At 60.5% G+C, this 17,453-nt stretch carries 16 protein-coding genes; 4 read left to right on the top strand and 12 right to left on the bottom strand.

Annotated features, from left to right (window positions below):
• Window positions 1–26: 26 nt before the first annotated feature.
• Together QZH45_RS23745 and QZH45_RS23740 are read left to right on the top strand one after the other, a co-directional pair.
• Entirely contained in the window at window positions 27–905 is an 879-nt protein-coding gene (locus QZH45_RS23745; RefSeq protein ID WP_024779486.1) for an MBL fold metallo-hydrolase, read from the top strand.
• A gap of 173 nt (window positions 906–1,078) precedes the next feature.
• A complete protein-coding gene (locus tag QZH45_RS23740; protein WP_024779487.1) occupies window positions 1,079–1,693 on the top strand; it encodes an NAD(P)-dependent oxidoreductase in 615 nt (204 codons plus the stop codon).
• 48 nt (window positions 1,694–1,741) lie between these two features.
• On the opposite strand, the gene QZH45_RS23735 is transcribed toward QZH45_RS23740, so the two are convergent.
• From QZH45_RS23735 to glpK, 10 genes are all read right to left on the bottom strand, one after another.
• Window positions 1,742–2,071, bottom strand: a complete 330-nt coding sequence (locus tag QZH45_RS23735) for a GlpM family protein (RefSeq protein ID WP_170167956.1) — start codon at window positions 2,069–2,071, stop codon at window positions 1,742–1,744.
• Between the two features lie 26 nt (window positions 2,072–2,097).
• Window positions 2,098–3,426, bottom strand: a complete 1,329-nt coding sequence (locus QZH45_RS23730; protein WP_024779489.1) for a sigma-54-dependent transcriptional regulator — start codon at window positions 3,424–3,426, stop codon at window positions 2,098–2,100.
• Window positions 3,423–5,324 carry a sensor histidine kinase gene (locus tag QZH45_RS23725; protein ID WP_024779490.1) on the bottom strand — a complete coding sequence of 634 codons (1,902 nt, stop codon included), beginning with the start codon at window positions 5,322–5,324 and terminating at the stop codon, window positions 3,423–3,425. Before QZH45_RS23725 ends, QZH45_RS23730 begins: the two co-directional genes overlap by 4 nt.
• Before the next feature lie 163 nt (window positions 5,325–5,487).
• A complete protein-coding gene (locus tag QZH45_RS23720) occupies window positions 5,488–6,222 on the bottom strand; it encodes an amino acid ABC transporter ATP-binding protein (protein WP_024779491.1) in 735 nt (244 codons plus the stop codon).
• Window positions 6,219–6,890: an amino acid ABC transporter permease gene (locus QZH45_RS23715; protein ID WP_024779492.1), complete on the bottom strand. Its 672-nt coding sequence runs from the start codon at window positions 6,888–6,890 to the stop codon at window positions 6,219–6,221. Before QZH45_RS23715 ends, QZH45_RS23720 begins: the two co-directional genes overlap by 4 nt.
• Window positions 6,890–7,636: an amino acid ABC transporter permease gene (locus QZH45_RS23710; RefSeq protein WP_024779493.1), complete on the bottom strand. Its 747-nt coding sequence runs from the start codon at window positions 7,634–7,636 to the stop codon at window positions 6,890–6,892. Before QZH45_RS23710 ends, QZH45_RS23715 begins: the two co-directional genes overlap by 1 nt.
• Window positions 7,637–7,828: 192 nt before the next feature.
• Entirely contained in the window at window positions 7,829–8,743 is a 915-nt protein-coding gene (locus QZH45_RS23705) for a glutamate/aspartate ABC transporter substrate-binding protein (protein WP_024779494.1), read from the bottom strand.
• Window positions 8,744–9,180: 437 nt separating this feature from the next.
• Entirely contained in the window at window positions 9,181–10,719 is a 1,539-nt protein-coding gene (gene glpD, locus QZH45_RS23700) for a glycerol-3-phosphate dehydrogenase (protein ID WP_024779495.1), read from the bottom strand.
• A gap of 245 nt (window positions 10,720–10,964) precedes the next feature.
• A complete protein-coding gene (locus QZH45_RS23695) occupies window positions 10,965–11,720 on the bottom strand; it encodes a DeoR/GlpR family transcriptional regulator (RefSeq protein ID WP_053192357.1) in 756 nt (251 codons plus the stop codon).
• Window positions 11,721–11,814: 94 nt separating this feature from the next.
• The gene (gene glpK / locus QZH45_RS23690) at window positions 11,815–13,320 is read right to left on the bottom strand and encodes a glycerol kinase GlpK (protein ID WP_055135742.1); all 1,506 of its coding nucleotides are present in this window, start codon (window positions 13,318–13,320) and stop codon (window positions 11,815–11,817) included.
• Window positions 13,321–13,516: 196 nt separating this feature from the next.
• Between glpK and ybaK the strand changes: the two genes are divergently transcribed.
• Both ybaK and QZH45_RS23680 read left to right on the top strand, forming a co-directional pair.
• Entirely contained in the window at window positions 13,517–13,987 is a 471-nt protein-coding gene (ybaK, locus tag QZH45_RS23685) for a Cys-tRNA(Pro) deacylase (RefSeq protein ID WP_053192359.1), read from the top strand.
• Between the two features lie 174 nt (window positions 13,988–14,161).
• Window positions 14,162–14,944, top strand: a complete 783-nt coding sequence (locus tag QZH45_RS23680) for a PhzF family phenazine biosynthesis protein (protein WP_024779499.1) — start codon at window positions 14,162–14,164, stop codon at window positions 14,942–14,944.
• Between the two features lie 116 nt (window positions 14,945–15,060).
• Here the strand turns inward: QZH45_RS23680 and QZH45_RS23675 are convergent, their stop codons facing one another.
• Both QZH45_RS23675 and argF read right to left on the bottom strand, forming a co-directional pair.
• Window positions 15,061–16,170, bottom strand: a complete 1,110-nt coding sequence (locus tag QZH45_RS23675) for an ABC transporter ATP-binding protein (protein WP_024779500.1) — start codon at window positions 16,168–16,170, stop codon at window positions 15,061–15,063.
• The gene (gene argF, locus QZH45_RS23670) at window positions 16,167–17,087 is read right to left on the bottom strand and encodes an ornithine carbamoyltransferase (protein ID WP_024779501.1); all 921 of its coding nucleotides are present in this window, start codon (window positions 17,085–17,087) and stop codon (window positions 16,167–16,169) included. Before argF ends, QZH45_RS23675 begins: the two co-directional genes overlap by 4 nt.
• Between the last annotated feature and the right edge of the window lie 366 nt (window positions 17,088–17,453).

Raw genomic sequence — 17,453 nt, 5'->3', positions numbered from 1 at the left:
CGGGCCCATGGACAACGGAGCACAGCATGACCGCAATCACCCCATTCAAGCGCCTGTTGCTGGCAACCGCCGGCCTGGTCTTCACCGTCCACACCTGGGCCGCCGACCTTACGTTGGACGTCTACAATCCTGGCGAGGCGGCGGTTTTCCCGGTGACCTCGGTGCTGGTCAGCGGCGCAAAGGAGGCGATTCTGGTGGATGCCCAGTTCGGCAAGTCCCAGGCTGAACAGGTGGTGCAGAAAATCCGCGCCAGCGGCAAACAATTGACCGCGATTTATATCAGCCATGGCGACCCGGACTACTATTTCGGCCTGGAAACCCTGACCGCTGCGTTCCCTGAAGCCAAGGTGCTGGCGTCTGCACCGACCGTCGAGCACATCAAGCAGACCGTCGACGGCAAGCTTAAATACTGGGGGCCGATCCTGAAGGCCGACGCGCCGGCCAAGGCTGTCGTGCCCCAAGTGCTCAAGGGCGACAGCCTGATGCTGGAAGGCCAGCGCTTGCAGATCGTCGGCCTCGACGGTCCACAACCGGACCGCAGTTTCCTGTGGATTCCTTCGATCAAGGCGGTGGTCGGCGGTGTGGTGGTGGCCGAGAACATTCACGTCTGGATGGCCGACACCCAGACGCCGCAATCCCATAAGGATTGGCTGGCGACCCTGGCCGGTATTGAGAGGTTGCAACCGAGCACCGTGATCCCGGGGCATTACCTGGGCGAGAGTGCCCGCTCCCTGGCCGCGGTCACCTTCACCGCCGGGTACATCAAGGCGTTCGACGAAGAGACCGCTCGCGCCAAGGATTCCGCTGCGCTGATCGCGGCCATGAAACAACGTTATCCCAACCTGGGTGAAGACAGCTCCCTGGCGCTCAGTGCCAAGGTGGCGAAGGGGGAGATGAAGTGGTGAGGGACTTGTTCTTGTTATGCAGGAGCAAGGTCTGTGGGAGCAAGGCTTGCCCGCGATGAATTTGATACGGTCTTTCTGAAAATCGCGGCGTCTGTATCGCGAGCAAGCTTTGCTCCCACAGGCTTTGTATTCACAACAGCATTTTCAAACATCGTTAATCACAGGAGAACACCATGAGCAAAATCGCAATCATCGGTGCTACCGGTCGTGCCGGCAGCCAACTGTTGGAAGAGGCCCTGCGTCGCGGTCACAGTGTGACGGCCATCGCCCGTAATACCGCGAAAATCGGGGAAAGGACCGGGGTGACCTGCAAGCAACTGGACGTACTGGACAGCGAGGCGTTGACTGCCGCAGTCGACGGTCACGATGTCGTGATCAGCGCTGCCCACTTTGCCACCGTATCGGCCGACAAGATTGTCGCTCCGCTGAAGGCCGCCGGGGTCAAGCGGTTACTGGTGGTGGGCGGCGCAGGCTCGCTGCTGTTGCCGGACAATAGCCGGGTGATCGACAGCGATGGTTTTCCAGAGGAATACCTTGCCGAAGCCACTGCCGGTGCTTTGTTCCTGGACGTGCTGCGCAAGGAGCAGGACCTGGACTGGACCTTCCTCTCGCCCTCGGCGGAGTTCGTGGAAACCGCACGCACCGGCCAGTTTCGGCTAGGCAAGGATCATCTGATGTTTGACGCCGCCGGGCGCAGCTGGATCAGCTTTGCCGACTACGCCATTGCGATGATCGATGAAGTGGAAGCACCGCAGTTCTCAGGCACGCGGTTCACCGTCGGCTACTGATCCGGCGCGATCGCGAGCAAGCTCGCTCCCACAGGGTGCCGTCAACATTCAGCCGTGCACCCTCACCCAGACACTGACCAGCACCGTTGCCGCCATCAGCCAGGCCACGGCCGCCACGGCCAGCGAAGCCTCGAGGCGCATGCGGTCGACCATGATGTACAACGTCGCCAGATAAACGAAGTAGGGAATGATCGACCACATGCCAAATACGATGGTGGTCTTCAGGTCATCTACCGAGCGGCCCTTGCCGACGATGTAATGGGCGATCAGGGCGAAGGTGGGAAACAACGGCACCAGACCGGCGATGTAGTAGTTTCGAGTCTTGGCGAGCATCGCCAGGATCACCACCACGGCCGCGCCAAGTGCCGCCTTGAAAATCAGGTCCACAGTTTCATCGTCCCCGATTAATGGCTCAGGCCGTATTTTTTGACTTTGTCGAACAGCGTGGTCTTGGCCATCCCCAGCTCCAGGCTGGCCTGGGTCAGGTTGCCACCGCTGCGTTGCAGGGCGTCGACCAGCAGGTTGCGCTCGAAGGCTTCCACCGCTTCGGCGAAGGCCAGGCCCTGGCTGCCGCCGCTGGCCCCGGATTTCTTGAAGGCCGGCAGGCCGAGGGCGAAGCGTTCGGCGACGTTGCGCAGCTCCCGCACGTTGCCTGGCCAGTCGTGGCTCATCAGATTGGACAGGGTCTGGTTGTCCAGCTCCGGCGCCGTACGGTCGAAGCGCAGGGACGATTGCTGAAGAAAATGCTCGAACAGCTGCAGGATGTCTTCCCGCCGTTCGCGCAGTGGTGGCAGTTCCAGGGTCACCACGTTGAGACGGTAATACAGGTCGCTGCGAAACTGTCCGGTCCGACCCAGTTCATCCAGGTCGGACTTGGTGGCGGCGATTACCCGGCAATCCACGGCCACGCTCTGGTTCGAGCCCAGCCGTTCGAGGGTGCGTTCCTGCAGCACGCGCAACAACTTGATCTGCAAGGACAGGGGCATGCTTTCCACTTCATCGAGAAACAGCGTGCCGCCGTCGGCATGCTCGATCTTGCCGATCCGCCGCTTGCCGGCACCAGTGAAGGCATTGGCCTCATGGCCGAAAATCTCGCTTTCGAACAGGTTCTCTGGCAAGCCGCCGCAGTTAAGCGCGACGAACTGTTTGTCATGACGTCGGCTGAAATCATGCAGGCAACGGGCGACCAGTTCCTTGCCGGTACCGGTTTCGCCTTCGATCAGCACGTTGGCCGATGTGTCAGCGACATTGGCGATCAACTCCCGCAAATGCTGCATGGCCGGCGAGCGACCGATGATCCTGCCCTCCAGGGAGTCGCGTTGGGCCAGTTGCCGGCGCAGCGAAGTCACCTCTCGGGCCAGACTGCGTTTTTCCAGGGCGCGGCGGGCGACGTCCACCAGGCGCTCGGGGGAGAAGGGTTTCTCCATGAAGTCGTAGGCGCCTTTCTGCATCGCGTCCACCGCCATGGAGATGTCGCCGTGACCGGTGATCAGCACCACCGGCAGACTGCGGTCCCGTGCCTTGAGGCGGGTCAGCAGCTCCAGTCCATCGATGCCCGGCAGACGGATGTCGCTGATGACGATGCCGGCAAAGTCATCGCCGACCCGCTCCAGGGCTTCTTCGGCGCTGCCCACGCCGACGCAGGGAATGTCTTCCAGGGCCAGGGCCTGCTGGCAGCCCAGCAGGACATGGGGATCGTCTTCGACGATCAGTACGCTCAGGTCGTTGTTCATAGCGGCTCGGCAGATAAAGGGCTTACCAACGGTAAACTGAGGACAAAGGTGCTGCCACCGCCATCCGGGTGCTCGACATCCAGGTGCCCGCCAGCGGCGGCGGCCAGGCTCGCCGAGAGCGTCAGGCCCAGGCCCAGGCCTTGTTCGCCGGGCTTGGTGGTGAAGAAAGGCTCGAACAGATGCTTGCGCGTTTCCGGGTCGATGCCGTGGCCATTGTCCCGAACCCGCAGGCGATATTTTCCATCCTGGGCCTGGCCTTCGAGCCACAGCCGTGGCTCGGGTCGATTCTGCATGGCGTCCAGGGCATTACCGATCAGGTTCACCAGGATCTGCTCCAGGCGTGTCTGGTCGATCTGCACCTGGATGTCATCGAAGCCGGCATGCACCTGGATACCCTGGCTTTCAAGGCGACCGGCCAGCAGTTGCAGGGCGGCCTCGACGGCCTTGCCGAGGCTGGCCCGGCCCTTGTCGTCCCCGCGCCGGGCGAAGGAACGCAGGCTGGCGGTGATCCGACCCATGCGATCGATCAGTTCGTTGATGGTCTTGAGGTTGGCGCTGGCGGTATCCAGCTGGCCGCGTTCCAGGAAGCGCACGGTGTTGCCGGACAAGGTGCGCAGCGCGGCCAGCGGCTGGTTTAGCTCGTGGGCGATGCTGGTGGACATCTGCCCGATGGCTGCCAGTTTGCCGGCCTGTACCAGTTCGTCCTGGGCCCGGCGCAACGTTTCTTCGGCCTGCCGGCGTTCGCGGATCTGGCTCTTGAGCCGATCGTTGCTGGCCCGCAGGTCGGTGGTGCGTTCGGTAATCCGACGCTCGAGCTGGCTGTTGGCTTCCTGCAAGGCTTCGCGTGCGGCGAGGCGGGTGGCGATGACCTTGCGCCGTTCGTTCCAGGCGATCAGCAGGAACGCCACCAGGGCGAAGGCCACGGCCACCAGAATGCCTTGGTTGATCGACTGGCGTCGCAGGTCTTCCAGAGGGGTCAGCAGGGTGAAGTTCCACGGCGTGTCGTTCAGGGGCCGGGTCTGCGAGAGGTAACTGATGGCCTGTTTTTCGGCGGCCACTTCGGTGTTGGCCGGGAAGGTCAGTTTTTCCATGCCTTCGCTCAACCGCTCCCGGGCCAGGGGGATCAGTTCGTTCAGCGGGAACCAATAATACTGCAGGCTGCGGGCCAGGCGTTCCTTGGTGTCATCACTCAACGGACGCACGGACTTGAGTCGTCGTGCCGGGTCGCTGGAGAGGATGATGATGCCATTCTCGTCACTGACGAAAGCCTCCAGGCGCGCCCGCTGCCAACGCTCCTCCATGGCTTCGAGCCTTACCTTGACCACAGCCACGCCGATGATCTTGCCCTGTTGTTCGAGACCATGGGCCAGGTAATAGCCCGGCTCGCCGTTGGTACTGCCGATGCCGTAGAAGCGTCCCGGTTGGCCGCGTACGGCATTCTGGAAGTAGGCGCGGAAGGACAAGTCTTCGCCCAGGTAGCTGTCGACGTCGCGCCAGTTGCTGGTGGCCATGACCCGGCCGGTGGTGTCCATTATGTAGATGGCCCGGCTGCGGCTGCGGCGGTTCAGGCCTTCGAGGTATTCGTTGACGGTTTTGCGATGTTCCGGTGTCGGATCGTCGAGCAGTTGCGAGACGCTGGATTCAAGCTCCAGCAGGCTGGGCAGGTAGGTGTACTTGCTGATCTCGCTTTCCACCGCGCGGGCGTGCAGCTCCAACTGGCGCTCGCCATTCTCGGCGAGGCTGCGAATGCCGTAGTGCTCGCTGATCCAGAAACCAAGGTAACCCAGGCCGATCATCAGCGCGATGATCAACGGCGGCAGGAACAGATGGCGGATCAGGCGGGGTTTCACGGCAAGTGATGGCGGCGTCGCGCGATAGAGGGTGGGGTCGCATTTCATCACAGAAGCCTTGGGTCAACCACAACACAAATCTACAAACCAACACCCGGCTCCTTGTGGGAGCGAGTCTGCTCGCGATGAGGCCGGTACAATCAACGTCGATGTTGAATGTCAGTCCGTTTTCGCGAGCAGGCTCGCTCCCACAGGAGAGTGGGCTGAGCTGTCAGTGCTGCAGGATTTTCTCAAGGAAGTGCTGCGCACGTTCGGAGCGGGCGCTGATGTCGCCGAAGAACTCCTCCTTCGGGCAGTCTTCGATGATCTGGCCCTGATCCATGAAGATCACCCGGTTCGCTACCTTGCGGGCGAAGCCCATTTCGTGGGTCACGCACATCATGGTCATGCCTTCGTGGGCCAGTTGCACCATCACGTCCAGCACTTCGTTGACCATTTCCGGGTCGAGGGCCGAGGTCGGTTCGTCGAACAGCATCACCACCGGGTCCATCGCCAGTGCGCGGGCAATCGCCACGCGCTGCTGCTGGCCGCCGGAGAGCTGGCCCGGATGCTTGTGGGCATGGGCCGAGAGACCGACCCGATCGAGCAATTGCAGACCTTTTTTGGTGGCCTCTTCCTTGCTGCGGCCCAGCACCTTGATCTGCGCGATGGTCAGGTTCTCGGTGATGGTCAGGTGCGGGAACAGTTCGAAGTGCTGGAACACCATGCCCACCCGCGAACGCAGTTTCGGCAGGTTGGTCTTCGGGTCGGCGATGGAGGTGCCGTCGACCACGATGTCGCCTTTCTGGAACGGCTCCAGGGCGTTCACGCACTTGATCAGGGTGGACTTGCCCGAACCCGACGGACCGCACACCACCACCACTTCACCTTTGCTGACCTCGGTGCTGCAATTGGTCAGTACCTGGAAGTCCCCATACCACTTGTTGATGTTCTTGATAGAGATCATACGGCGAACCTTTTTTGCAGACGCTTGACCAGCAGCGAGGCGGCAAAGCTGATTGTGAAGTACACGAGACCTGCGACGATCAGGAACTCATTGGAGCGGCCGATGATGTCGCCATTGGCTCGCGAAGCATTGAGGAAGTCCACCAGGCCGACGGTGTAGACCAGCGAGGTGTCCTGAAACAGGATGATGCTCTGCTGCAGCAGCAGCGGGGTCATCTTGCGAAACGCCTGGGGCAGGATGATCAGGCGCATGGTCTGGCCATAATTCATGCCCAGCGCCTGGGCGGCGCCCATCTGGCCCTTGGGGATCGACTGCACGCCGGCCCGCACGATTTCGCAGAAGTACGCCGCTTCGAACATCATGAACGCCACGACGCAGGAGCCGAACGCGCCGATTGGCGTGTCTTCGCCGGTGATCCAGCGCAGCACGAACGGCACCGCCAGGTAGAACCAGGTGATCACCAGCAGCAGCGGGATCGAGCGGAAGTAGTTGACGTAGGCGCCGGCAATGTTGGACAGCAACTTGTTATGGGACAGGCGCATCAACGCCAGGATCGTGCCCAGGACGATCCCGCCAATCACGCCCAGGACCATCAGCTTGAGGGTCATCACCATGCCGTTCCACAGGCCGGGAATCGCCGGAACGACGCCACTGAAATCGAATTCCATTATTTACCCCCCACGGAAATGAGGCCGGGCACCGCGACTTTTTTCTCGATCATGCGCATGAGCAACATCAGGCTCATGTTCAGGGTGAAATAGATCAGTGTCGCCAAGGTGAAGGCTTCGAACAGGTTGGCCGAGAACTCGGCGGTCTGCTTGGTCTGCGCGAGCAGTTCCATCAGGCCGATCAGCGAGGCTACGGAGGAGTTCTTGAAGACGTTGAGGAATTCCGAGGTGAGTGGCGGAATGATGATCCGGTAGGCCTGGGGCAGCAGCACATTCCAGTAGATTTGTGGCAGCTTGAAGCCCATGGCCCGGGCGGCAGACTCCTGGCCACGTGGCAGTGCCTGGATACCGGTGCGCACCTGTTCGCAGACACGGGCGGCGGTGAACAGGCCCAGGCACACGACGACGCTCAGGTAGGCCGAGGTGGTCGGGTTCAGGTCCTGCTTGTACCACTCCTGCAGGTTCTCCGGCAGCAGGTCGGGCACCAGGAAGTACCAGATAAATAGCTGCACCAATAACGGCACGTTACGGAAAAGCTCGACGTAGCAGGTGGCGATACCCGACACCAGCCGGTTCGGTACGGTGCGCATCACGCCCAGGATCGAGCCCAGCAGCAGGGCGATGATCCAGGCCACGACGGCGATGGCGATGGTCCAGCCCAGGCCGGCGATGTACCAGTCGAGATAAGTCTCGCTGCCCACGCCGGTGGACTTGAAGAACACGCCCCAGTCCCAGTTGTAATTCATTAGGGTCTCCCCTCGGATCGTTCGATGTACAGATGCCCGTCTGGGGAAGCTCCGTTCCCGCCCGACCTTGAAGGCCAGGCACACCCGTCCGGCTCGACAGCCACCGGTTCGAGTGTTTCCTTATTGTCAGCTGGGAGTGACCATCCCCTGAAAGGGCCGGGCCCCTTCAGGAGATAAGGTTAGTCAGAAAAATCAGGACTTCTTGTCGTCAGCCGCTTTGTCGGTCGGGTTGGCGATCAGTGCCTTGAGCTCGTCGCTCATCGGGAAGTTCAGGTTCAGGTTTTTTGGTGGGATCGGCTGGGTGAACCATTTGTCGTAGATCTTGTTGATCTCGCCCGACGCATAGGTGGCCTTGATGGCGTCATCCACTGCCTTTTTGAACGGCTCGTCGCCTTTGCGCATCATGCAGCCGTAGATTTCGTAGGACTGTGGCGTACCGGTCACTTCCCAGTCGGAGGCCTTCTTGGCCTTGGCCGCTTCGCCGGCCAGCAGGGCGTCGTCCATCATGAACGCGACGGCACGACCCGATTCCAGCATCTGGAAGGACTCGCCGTGGTCCTTGGCGGAAATCACGTTCATGCCCATCTGCTTGTCGGCGTTCATCGACTTGAGGATGCGCTCGGAGGTGGTGCCTGCGGTGGTCACGACGTTCTTGCCTTTCAGATCGCCGAAATCCTTGTACTTGGAATCTTTCTTGGCGAGCAGGCGTGTGCCGATCTCGAAGATGCCAACGGAGAAGTCAACCTGCTGCTGACGCTCGACGTTGTTGGTGGTGGATCCGCATTCCAGGTCCACGGTGCCGTTCTGTACCAGCGGGATACGGGTTTGCGAAGTGACCAGGTTGTACTTGACCTGCAGGTCGGGCATGTCCAGGTCTTTTTTCAGGGCTTCGACGACTTTCAACTGGATGTCGTGGGAATAGCCGACCGGTTTGCCGGAAGCGTCCGCGATGTAGGAGAACGGAATGGAAGCGTCGCGATGCCCGAGCGTGATGACGCCGGACTCTTTGATCTTTTTCAGCGTGCCGGTCAGTTCGGCGGCGAAAGCTGGGGTGCTGATCAGAGCGACAGCAACGGCTGCGCCCAGGAGATGGGGAACGATACGCATCGATGTTTCCTCGACATTGTTTTTTTTATTTCAGCCGGTTCGGCCCTGAGTACTTCGAATGCCTGTCTGCTCCTGCTGTGTTGGCGTCCAGACATTCGTCTCGACGAGTGTAGAGCATGACCCGTGCCAGGCCAGTCGAGCAGTGGTAACTTATTGTTTTATAAGTACATTAACGTTTTATTTCAGGTTTTTTATGAGCGAATTATCCGGTTAACCGAATCGACTGCAGGGTCGCGTTCGGAAAACCGAATGCCTTGAGTCCACATCGACCCCTGTGGGAGCGAGCCTGCTCGCGATAGCGATGGCACATCTAGCCTCTGTTGATTCAGACACACCGCTATCGCGAGCAGACTCGCACAGGGCCGGTGGCGAGATTTCAGACAGTAAAAAGCCCCTGAATCGGAGGATTCAGGGGCTTCGGTCGGGCAGGCTATCGATCAGGCCGCTTCGATCTTGCGGCGGTTGTGTGCGACTTTGTCCAGGTATTGCTGCAGCTTTTCCTGTTCGGCAGGGGTGGTGAACAGACCCAGCTTGCTGCGGCGCCACAGGATGTCCCGGGCATCGACGGCCCATTCGTCGCTGCACAGGTAGTCGACTTCCCGGGTATAGAGGCCGGCACCGATGAGCTCGCCCAGGTCGCTCAGGTTGTGCACGCCTTCGAGCATGCGCCAGGTACGGCTGCCGTAGGTGGTGGCCCAACGGCGCGCGAGGTCGGTGGGTACCCAGTCGTACTTGTCGCGGATCGCCGAGCAGAGTGCCTGCGGGGTGGTCATGTTTTCGCCACCGGGCAACGGGGCGTCGGCGGTCCAGCTCGGCCGCATCTGGGGGAAGTAGGGGGCCAGTTGCGCCATGGCCGATTCAGCCAGTTTGCGGTAGGTGGTCAGCTTGCCGCCGAACACCGACAGCAAGGGCGCCTCTTTGCCGCTACCGGAAAGCGCCAGGGTGTAGTCACGGGTCACGGCCGATGGGTTGTCGGACTCGTCATTGCACAGCGGACGCACACCGGAATAACTGTGCAGGATGTCGTCACGGCTGATCTGTTTCTTGAAGTGAGCATTGACCACATTCAACAGATAATCGGTTTCGCCGTCGGTAATCGCCACCTTGGCCGGATCACCGGTGTATTCGCGGTCGGTCGTGCCGATCAGGGTGAACTGGTTCAGGTAAGGAATGGTGAACACGATGCGCTGGTCTTCATTCTGAAGGATGTGCGCGTGTTCGCCCTCGTAGAGTTTCGGCACGATCACATGACTGCCCTGGATCAGGCGAATGCCGTAGGGCGATTCCATCTTCAGGTCATCGCGAATGAACTTGGCGACCCATGGGCCGGCCGCATTCACCAGTGCCTTGGCACGGATCGAAAACAGGCTGCCGTCGGCGCGTTCCAGGTGCAAATGCCACAGCCCGTTGCTGCGGCGGGCGTTCACGCAACGGGTCCGGGTGTGGACGTGCGCGCCTTTTTCCCGCGCCGTCATGGCGTTGAGCACCACCAGCCGTGCATCGTCGACCCAGCAATCGGAGTATTCGAAGCCCTTGGTGATCTCGCTTTTCAGAGCGCTGTCGGTACCGAATTTCAAGCTCTTGGAGCCGGCGAGTTGTTCGCGCTTGCCCAGGTGATCGTAGAGGAACAGGCCGGCACGGATCATCCAGGCCGGGCGCAGATGCGGGCGGTGGGGCAGTACGAAGCGCATCTGCTTGACGATGTGCGGGGCCTTGGCCAGCAGCACCTCGCGCTCGGCCAATGCTTCACGCACCAGGCGGAACTCGTAATGTTCGAGGTAGCGCAGCCCACCGTGGATCAGCTTGCTGCTGGCCGAGGAGGTATGGCTGGCCAAGTCGTCCTTTTCGCAAAGGAATACCGAAAGACCGCGACCGGCAGCGTCCGCGGCAATCCCTACGCCATTGATACCGCCACCAATGACGGCGATGTCGTAGATTTCGGCGATCGGGGGCGTAGGCAACGTGGAGGTGGGCATCGGCTGGCCTCGGGCTCTTTTCGTAACATTTGAATTCGAACATTAATGTTCATTTGCGAAAATACTAGCCCATTAACACGGCAACAGCTAGTCGACTTCGATTGAAAAAACTCATCGAGAATGGCCGAAAGGAAAATTTTCGAACATAAAAAGATCGCAGGCTTCGCCAGATCCTACGGGATGGTGTAGGAGCTGGCGAAGCCTGCGATCTCTTGAAGCTGAAAGCTTGTAGCTTGAAGCTGCCTCTAAACCACTTCCAAGCGAATCTTGTGCTGGCTCAGCAACTGCACCAAGGCCGGCACCGGTTGCTGGTCGGTTACCAGACAGTCAATCAGGGTGATGGGTCCCAGGCGGACCATGGCATTGCGCCCGAACTTGCTGGAGTCCGCCGCCAGCAGCACTTGCCGGGCGTTGGCGATGATCGCCTGGGAGACGCGCACTTCCTGGTAATCGAAGTCCAGCAGGCTGCCGTCTTCGTCGATCCCGCTGATACCCACCAGGGCGAAATCGACCTTGAACTGGTTGATGAAATCGACGCTGGCCTGGCCAACCACGCCGCCGTCGCGGCGCACGTTGCCACCGGCGATCAACACTTCGAAGTCGTCCTTGGCGCTGAGGATCGAAGCCACGTGCAGGTTGTTGGTGATGATTTTCAGCTGGTTGTGGTTGAGCAGCGCCCGGGCGATGGATTCGGTGGTGGTGCCGATGTTGATGAACAGCGACGCATGATCGGGGATCTGGGCGGCGATGGCTTCGGCAATGCGTTGTTTCTCATCACGCATCTGATCGGCGCGCATGGCATAGGCGGTGTTTTCAACGCTCGAATCATAGGCGGCGCCACCGTGGTAGCGACGCAGCAGATTCACCTCGGCCAGCTGATTGATATCACGGCGGATGGTTTGCGGGGTGACAACGAACAACTGAGCCATTTCCTCGATGCTGACATAGCCACGTTCACGGACCAGTTCGAGGATTTGCTGCTGACGGGGAGGCAGATTCATGGGACTTCCTTTGGGCTGCCATGCAAAATTTGCCCATGATGCCGCAGGAATCCACTCCCGACCAGTTTCACTCCTTCTTCATGCCGGTTTCAGGCTATTCGGCGTCTTCGTGAGATTCCCAATCGCGGGTGCGGCTGATGGCTTTTTTCCAGCCGGCGTAAAGTTTTTCCTTCGCCTGTTCGTCCAGTTGCGGCTCGAACCGGCGCTCGATCACCGCTTTGCCGCGCAGTTCTTCCAGGCTGCCCCAGAAGCCGCACGCCAGGCCCGCCAGGTAGGCGGCGCCCAAGGCCGTGGTCTCGCGCATTTTCGGGCGCTCGACCTGGGTGCCGAGGATGTCGGCCTGGAACTGCATCAGGAAGTTGTTCGCCACCGCGCCGCCGTCAACGCGCAAGGCCTTGAGGCGCTCCCCTGAATCCTGTTGCATGGCGTCGAGCACGTCGCGAGTCTGATAGGCAATCGACTCCAGCGCCGCGCGAATGATGTGATCGACCCGTACGCCGCGCGTCAGGCCGAACAGTGCGCCACGGGCATAGGGGTCCCAGTACGGCGCGCCGAGGCCGGTGAAGGCGGGCACGAGGTACACGCCGTTGCTGTCCTTGACCTTGTTGGCGAAGTACTCGGTATCGAGGGCGTCGTTGACGATTTTCAGCTCGTCGCGCAGCCATTGCACCGTGGAGCCACCATTGAATACGGCACCTTCCAGGGCATAGGCCACTTCTCCGCGGGGGCCGCAGGCGATGGTGGTGAGCATGCCGTGATTGGATTTGACTGCCTTGTCCCCGGTATTCATCAGCAGGAAGCAACCGGTGCCGTAGGTGTTTTTCGCCTGGCCGGGCTCCACGCACATCTGGCCGAAGAGGGCGGCCTGCTGGTCGCCGGCGATACCGCCGATGGCGATGCCGCTCTTGGTGCGGCCGTAGATTTCCGAGGATGACTTCACTTCCGGCAACATTTCCCGGGGGATGTCGAGAATGTCGAGCATCTTCGCGTCCCACTCCAGGGAGTGGATGTTGAAAAGCATGGTGCGCGAGGCGTTGGTGTAGTCGGTGACGTGGACCTTGCCGCCGGTAAATTTCCAGATCAGCCAGCTATCAACGGTGCCGAATAGCAGTTCACCGTTGCGCGCCCGCTCACGACTGCCTTCTACGGTGTCCAGGATCCACTTGAGCTTGGTGCCGGAGAAGTACGGGTCGGTAACCAGGCCGGTGGTCTCGCTGATGTAGGGTTCGTGGCCGTCGCGCTTGAGCTGTTCGCAGATTTCGGTGCTGCGCCGACATTGCCAGACGATGGCGTTATAGACCGGACGGCCGGTGGTCTTGTCCCAGACAACCGTGGTTTCACGCTGGTTGGTGATACCGATGGCGGCAACCTGATCATGATGCAGGCCGGCCTGGGCCAGGGCTTCGACCATGACCGCGCTCTGGGTGGCGAAGATTTCCATCGGGTCATGCTCGACCCACCCGGCCTGGGGATAATGCTGGGCGAATTCGCGTTGGGCGGTGCAGACCACATTGGCGTCACGGTCGAAGATGATCGCGCGCGAGCTGGTCGTGCCCTGGTCGAGGGCAATGATGTAGTTCTTGTTCTGAATGTCGGTCATATCGATTGCCTTGGGACGTAATTCTGGTCTCGGATGGTACTCGAGACATGCGTTCTGGCTTTCACTTTCGAAAAAATATAGACAAGAAACGCTGCTGTCAAAGATTGAAAGTGAACCTCTGGTCATATTTTCAACTATTCGTGAAGTATGACTTAGAATCCCGGCCCACTCTTTTCTGATTTCTTCAGGAGCGGTCATGACCCCCGCATTGGATCTGCTTAAAAAAGTGCGCGCCGAGCATCGTATCCACAGTTACGACCACGATCCCAAGGCCGCCTCCTATGGCCTGGAGGCGGCGGAAAAGCTGGGGTTGAATCCAGCACAGGTGTTCAAGACATTGCTGGCCGCCAGTGAGAAAGGTGAATTGCTGGTGGCGGTGGTGCCCGTTGCGGGCAGCCTGGATCTGAAAGCGCTGGCCCATGCCGCCGGTGTGAAAAAAGTCGAGATGGCCGACCCGGCGGCTGCGCAACGCTCCACGGGTTATCTGTTGGGCGGTATCAGTCCGTTGGGACAGAAGAAGCGCTTGCGCACCTTCATCGACAATTCCGCTCAGCCATTCGCCAGCATCTATGTCAGCGCAGGGCGGCGGGGGTTGGAGGTGGAGCTGGCGCCCGGGGTGTTGGCGGAGCATACCGGGGCGGCGTTCGCCGATATCGGTCGCGCCTGATCCTCTGGCTAATGGCTTGTCTGGCTGAATTGCGCACTCAAGTTAGCCGCACAGGCCATTAGCAGATATTGCCCTACGCTGTAGGGTGAAAATTCACTTGATCTGTCACTGGCGCGACGGTGTCAAGGCGCCTCATGCTCAAGCTTCAACAAGGATCCTTACAAGGAGAAGGCCATGCAGCTCGCGTTTCATCAAGTCGATGCGTTCAGCGACCGACCGTTTGGCGGTAATCCGGCGATAGTCTATCGGCTTGATGCCTGGCTGGCCGATGACTTGATGCAGAAGATTGCAGCCGAACATAACCTGGCTGAAACCGCTTTCCTGGTGCGCGAAGGTCAGTATTGGCACATCCGTTGGTTCACCCCCACCACCGAAGTCCCGTTGTGCGGACACGCCACGCTGGCAAGCGCTCATGTGCTGTTCGAGGTCTATCATGAGACTGCCCAGCGGCTGGACTTCATCTGCAAATCCGGCCCCTTGAGCGTCAGTCGCGAAGGTAACCGGTTGTGGCTGGATTTTCCGGCCATGGTACCCAGCGAACTGGGCGCCTCCCTGGCCGTGCAGAGTGCCCTGGGTGTCGAGGCGGTGGACGTTCTGGCATCCAGTGTGCTGCTGGTGGTGCTGGAGTCGGAGCAAGCAGTGCTCGATTGCAAGCCGGACATGGCGGCCCTGGCCAAACTGCCGTGGCCCGGCGCTATCGTGACCGCGCCGGGTAGCCGGCATGACTTTGTCTCGCGTTACTTTGCGCCAGCGATTGGTATCAACGAGGATCCGGTGACCGGATCGACCCATTGCAGCCTGGTTCCGTACTGGTCCAAACGCCTGAGCAAGCTGGGGTTGACGGCTTATCAGTGCTCGACCAGGGGAGGGGCACTGTTCTGTCGGCTGGAGGGGGAGCGGGTGAAGATTGGTGGGGATGCGATGTTGGTGGCCAGTGGGACGTTGTTGCTGGGCTGATCTGGATTGAGTACAGCCGGGAGAGCCTGGCCGGCTGTCAGGCCGCTATCGCGAGCAGGCTCGCTCCCACAATCAAGAACCAGAGCGCAATGGGGGGAAATATTTTGCCCCAAGGCTCAATGAGCCGCGCTGTACCGCCGCACTCCGCTTTCCACCGGGGGTATGTGCGCGGCCGTGCTTCCCGAGGCCTGGAACAGCACCAGGTGTTCAGCCGAAACGCGGATACCGACAGTGGCGCCGACCTGATGATCGGCATGGCTCGGGAAGATCGACTCCAGCTGCGCCCCCGTTGGCAATTGAAGGCGGTACAAGGTCGAAGCACCCAGGAACGTTTTGCCGACAATTTGAGCGGTGAGAGGGCTGTCCGGTGCGTAGACGATATCGTCAGGCCGCAACAGCACATCCACCGCGCCGCCGACGGGCCAGGTATAAGCCCGGTTGCCGCGCAGGATTCCCAGCTCGGTCTGCACCGACTCCGGGCTTTCGAGCCGGCCACGGATGAAATAGCCCTGGCCGATGAAACTGGCGACGAAGGGCGTCAGCGGTTCGTGGTACAGGTTGTAGGGTGTGTCCCACTGTTCCAGCCGACCGTCCTTGAACACGCCGACATGGTCGCTCACGGCGAAGGCTTCTTCCTGGTCATGGGTGACCAGAATTGCACTGGTGCCGCGCGCCTTGAGGATGTCCCGCACCTCATGACTGAGCTTGCGACGCAGCTCTCCGTCGAGGTTGGAGAACGGTTCGTCGAGCAACAGCAGTTGGGGCTCCGGTGCCAGTGCACGGGCCAGTGCCACACGCTGTTGCTGGCCGCCGGACAGTTCGTGGGGAAAGCGTTTGCCCAGGTTCTTCAGGTTGACCAGCTCCAGCATTTCCTCCACCACGCGATCCTTGTCCGGATGCTTGCGGATGCCGAAGGCGATGTTCTCGGCCACACTCAGGTGGGGAAACAGCGCGTAGTCCTGGAATACCATGCCGATACGGCGTTTTTCCGGGGCCAAGGTGAAGCCGGCGCGGGAAAGGGTTTCCCCGGCCAGCTGGATTTCACCTTCGTATACCGGCTCGAAGCCGGCAATGGCCCGCAGTGTCGTGGTTTTGCCGCACCCGGATGAGCCGAGCAGGCAGCCGATATCGCCGGCATTGAGGTGCAGGTTGAGATTCTGCACCACCCGCTGGTCCAAGTAACCACAAGCCAGGTTGTGCAGACTCAACAGCAGGGAATGACTCATGCGTGGTGATACGCCGGCTCGACAAGGAACTCGAGCAGGGCCTTCTGCGCATGGAGACGATTCTCGGCCTGATCCCAGGCGACCGAGCGCGGGTCGTCCAGCAGGTCGAAGCTGATCTCCTCGCCACGGTGGGCCGGCAGGCAATGCATGAACAGCACGTCGGCATCCGCCAGGTCGAGCAGGGCCCGGTTGACCTGAAGCGGTGCGAACAGCTTGAGGCGCTTGGCCGTTTCCTCTTCCTGGCCCATGGAGGTCCAGACGTCCGTGCTCACCAGATGCGCGCCGGCCACGGCCAGCTTCGGATCGCGGACGATGGCCACCCGGTCTCCGGCCTTGGCGACCAGTTCGGCGTTGGGGTCGTAGCCCTCGGGGCAGGCGATGCGCAACTGGAAGTCGAATTGCATCGCAGCTTCTATATAGCTGTTGCACATGTTGTTGCCGTCGCCGATCCAGGCCACGGTCTTGCCCTGTATCGAGCCACGGTGTTCAAGGAACGTCTGCATGTCGGCCAGCAACTGGCAGGGGTGCAGGTCATCGGACAGGCCATTGATCACCGGCACACGGGAGTGGGCGGCGAATTCGGTCAGGGTGCTGTGGGCAAAGGTACGGATCATCATCACGTCGAGCATGCTTGACATGACGATGGCGCAGTCAGCGATTGGTTCGCCTCGGCCCAGCTGGGTGTCGCGGGGCGATAGGAAGATCGCCTGGCCGCCGAGCTGGATCATGCCGGCTTCGAACGAAATACGGGTACGGGTCGATGATTTCTCGAAAATCATTCCCAGTACGCGGTTCTTCAGGGGCTCGAACAGTACGCCGCGGTTACGCAGGTCTTTGAGCTCCACGCCTCGACGGATCACGCCGAGCAACTCATCGGGCGTGAGATCCATCAGGGAGAGAAAGTGCCTTGCGCTCATGATTGACTACCTTTTTGTAACGGACCGCAGATGCTCAAAGCCTTGTTTAAGGAAAAACGGGCGAGACCTGCGGCAAAAGCCGCACGGGGCGACGAAAATAGGGGAAGGCGCGATATTGACATTAAATGTCGCGTCTTACCAATAGGGCTACGGTGTTTGGGGATTTCAGCGGGGTCATCACTAGCGGTCTGAACTTGAATCAGCCACGCAGGCCACTAGGCTGGATGACATGTTTGAAGCCGGTTTCCTGACAGCAGCGACCCATTTGTACACTGGCGTTGCGCAGCTTGGCAACCAGCCAGGACGGGCCTGGCATTGCAGTGGTCGGTTTGTAACTTGTCATTTCATGATTCGCCTGTCTGTTGA

Source organism: Pseudomonas corrugata, from assembly GCF_050920615.1.
GTDB classification, from domain to species: Bacteria; Pseudomonadota; Gammaproteobacteria; order Pseudomonadales; family Pseudomonadaceae; genus Aquipseudomonas; species Aquipseudomonas corrugata.
The sequence above is the reverse complement of the archived record's forward strand: the minus strand, read 5'-3'. Positions and strand labels throughout refer to the sequence as shown.

What these genes read in the sequence shown, in the direction of transcription:
- QZH45_RS23745 (WP_024779486.1), top strand. Translation starts at nt 27, where the DNA reads ATGACCGCAATCACCCCATTCAAGCGCCTGTTGCTGGCAACCGCCGGC.
- QZH45_RS23740 (WP_024779487.1), top strand. Translation starts at nt 1,079, where the DNA reads ATGAGCAAAATCGCAATCATCGGTGCTACCGGTCGTGCCGGCAGCCAA.
- QZH45_RS23730 (WP_024779489.1), bottom strand. Translation starts at nt 3,426, where the DNA reads ATGAACAACGACCTGAGCGTACTGATCGTCGAAGACGATCCCCATGTC.
- QZH45_RS23725 (WP_024779490.1), bottom strand. Translation starts at nt 5,324, where the DNA reads ATGAAATGCGACCCCACCCTCTATCGCGCGACGCCGCCATCACTTGCC.
- QZH45_RS23720 (WP_024779491.1), bottom strand. Translation starts at nt 6,222, where the DNA reads ATGATCTCTATCAAGAACATCAACAAGTGGTATGGGGACTTCCAGGTA.
- QZH45_RS23715 (WP_024779492.1), bottom strand. Translation starts at nt 6,890, where the DNA reads ATGGAATTCGATTTCAGTGGCGTCGTTCCGGCGATTCCCGGCCTGTGG.
- QZH45_RS23710 (WP_024779493.1), bottom strand. Translation starts at nt 7,636, where the DNA reads ATGAATTACAACTGGGACTGGGGCGTGTTCTTCAAGTCCACCGGCGTG.
- QZH45_RS23705 (WP_024779494.1), bottom strand. Translation starts at nt 8,743, where the DNA reads ATGCGTATCGTTCCCCATCTCCTGGGCGCAGCCGTTGCTGTCGCTCTG.
- glpD (WP_024779495.1), bottom strand. Translation starts at nt 10,719, where the DNA reads ATGCCCACCTCCACGTTGCCTACGCCCCCGATCGCCGAAATCTACGAC.
- QZH45_RS23695 (WP_053192357.1), bottom strand. Translation starts at nt 11,720, where the DNA reads ATGAATCTGCCTCCCCGTCAGCAGCAAATCCTCGAACTGGTCCGTGAA.
- glpK (WP_055135742.1), bottom strand. Translation starts at nt 13,320, where the DNA reads ATGACCGACATTCAGAACAAGAACTACATCATTGCCCTCGACCAGGGC.
- ybaK (WP_053192359.1), top strand. Translation starts at nt 13,517, where the DNA reads ATGACCCCCGCATTGGATCTGCTTAAAAAAGTGCGCGCCGAGCATCGT.
- QZH45_RS23680 (WP_024779499.1), top strand. Translation starts at nt 14,162, where the DNA reads ATGCAGCTCGCGTTTCATCAAGTCGATGCGTTCAGCGACCGACCGTTT.
- QZH45_RS23675 (WP_024779500.1), bottom strand. Translation starts at nt 16,170, where the DNA reads ATGAGTCATTCCCTGCTGTTGAGTCTGCACAACCTGGCTTGTGGTTAC.
- argF (WP_024779501.1), bottom strand. Translation starts at nt 17,087, where the DNA reads ATGAGCGCAAGGCACTTTCTCTCCCTGATGGATCTCACGCCCGATGAG.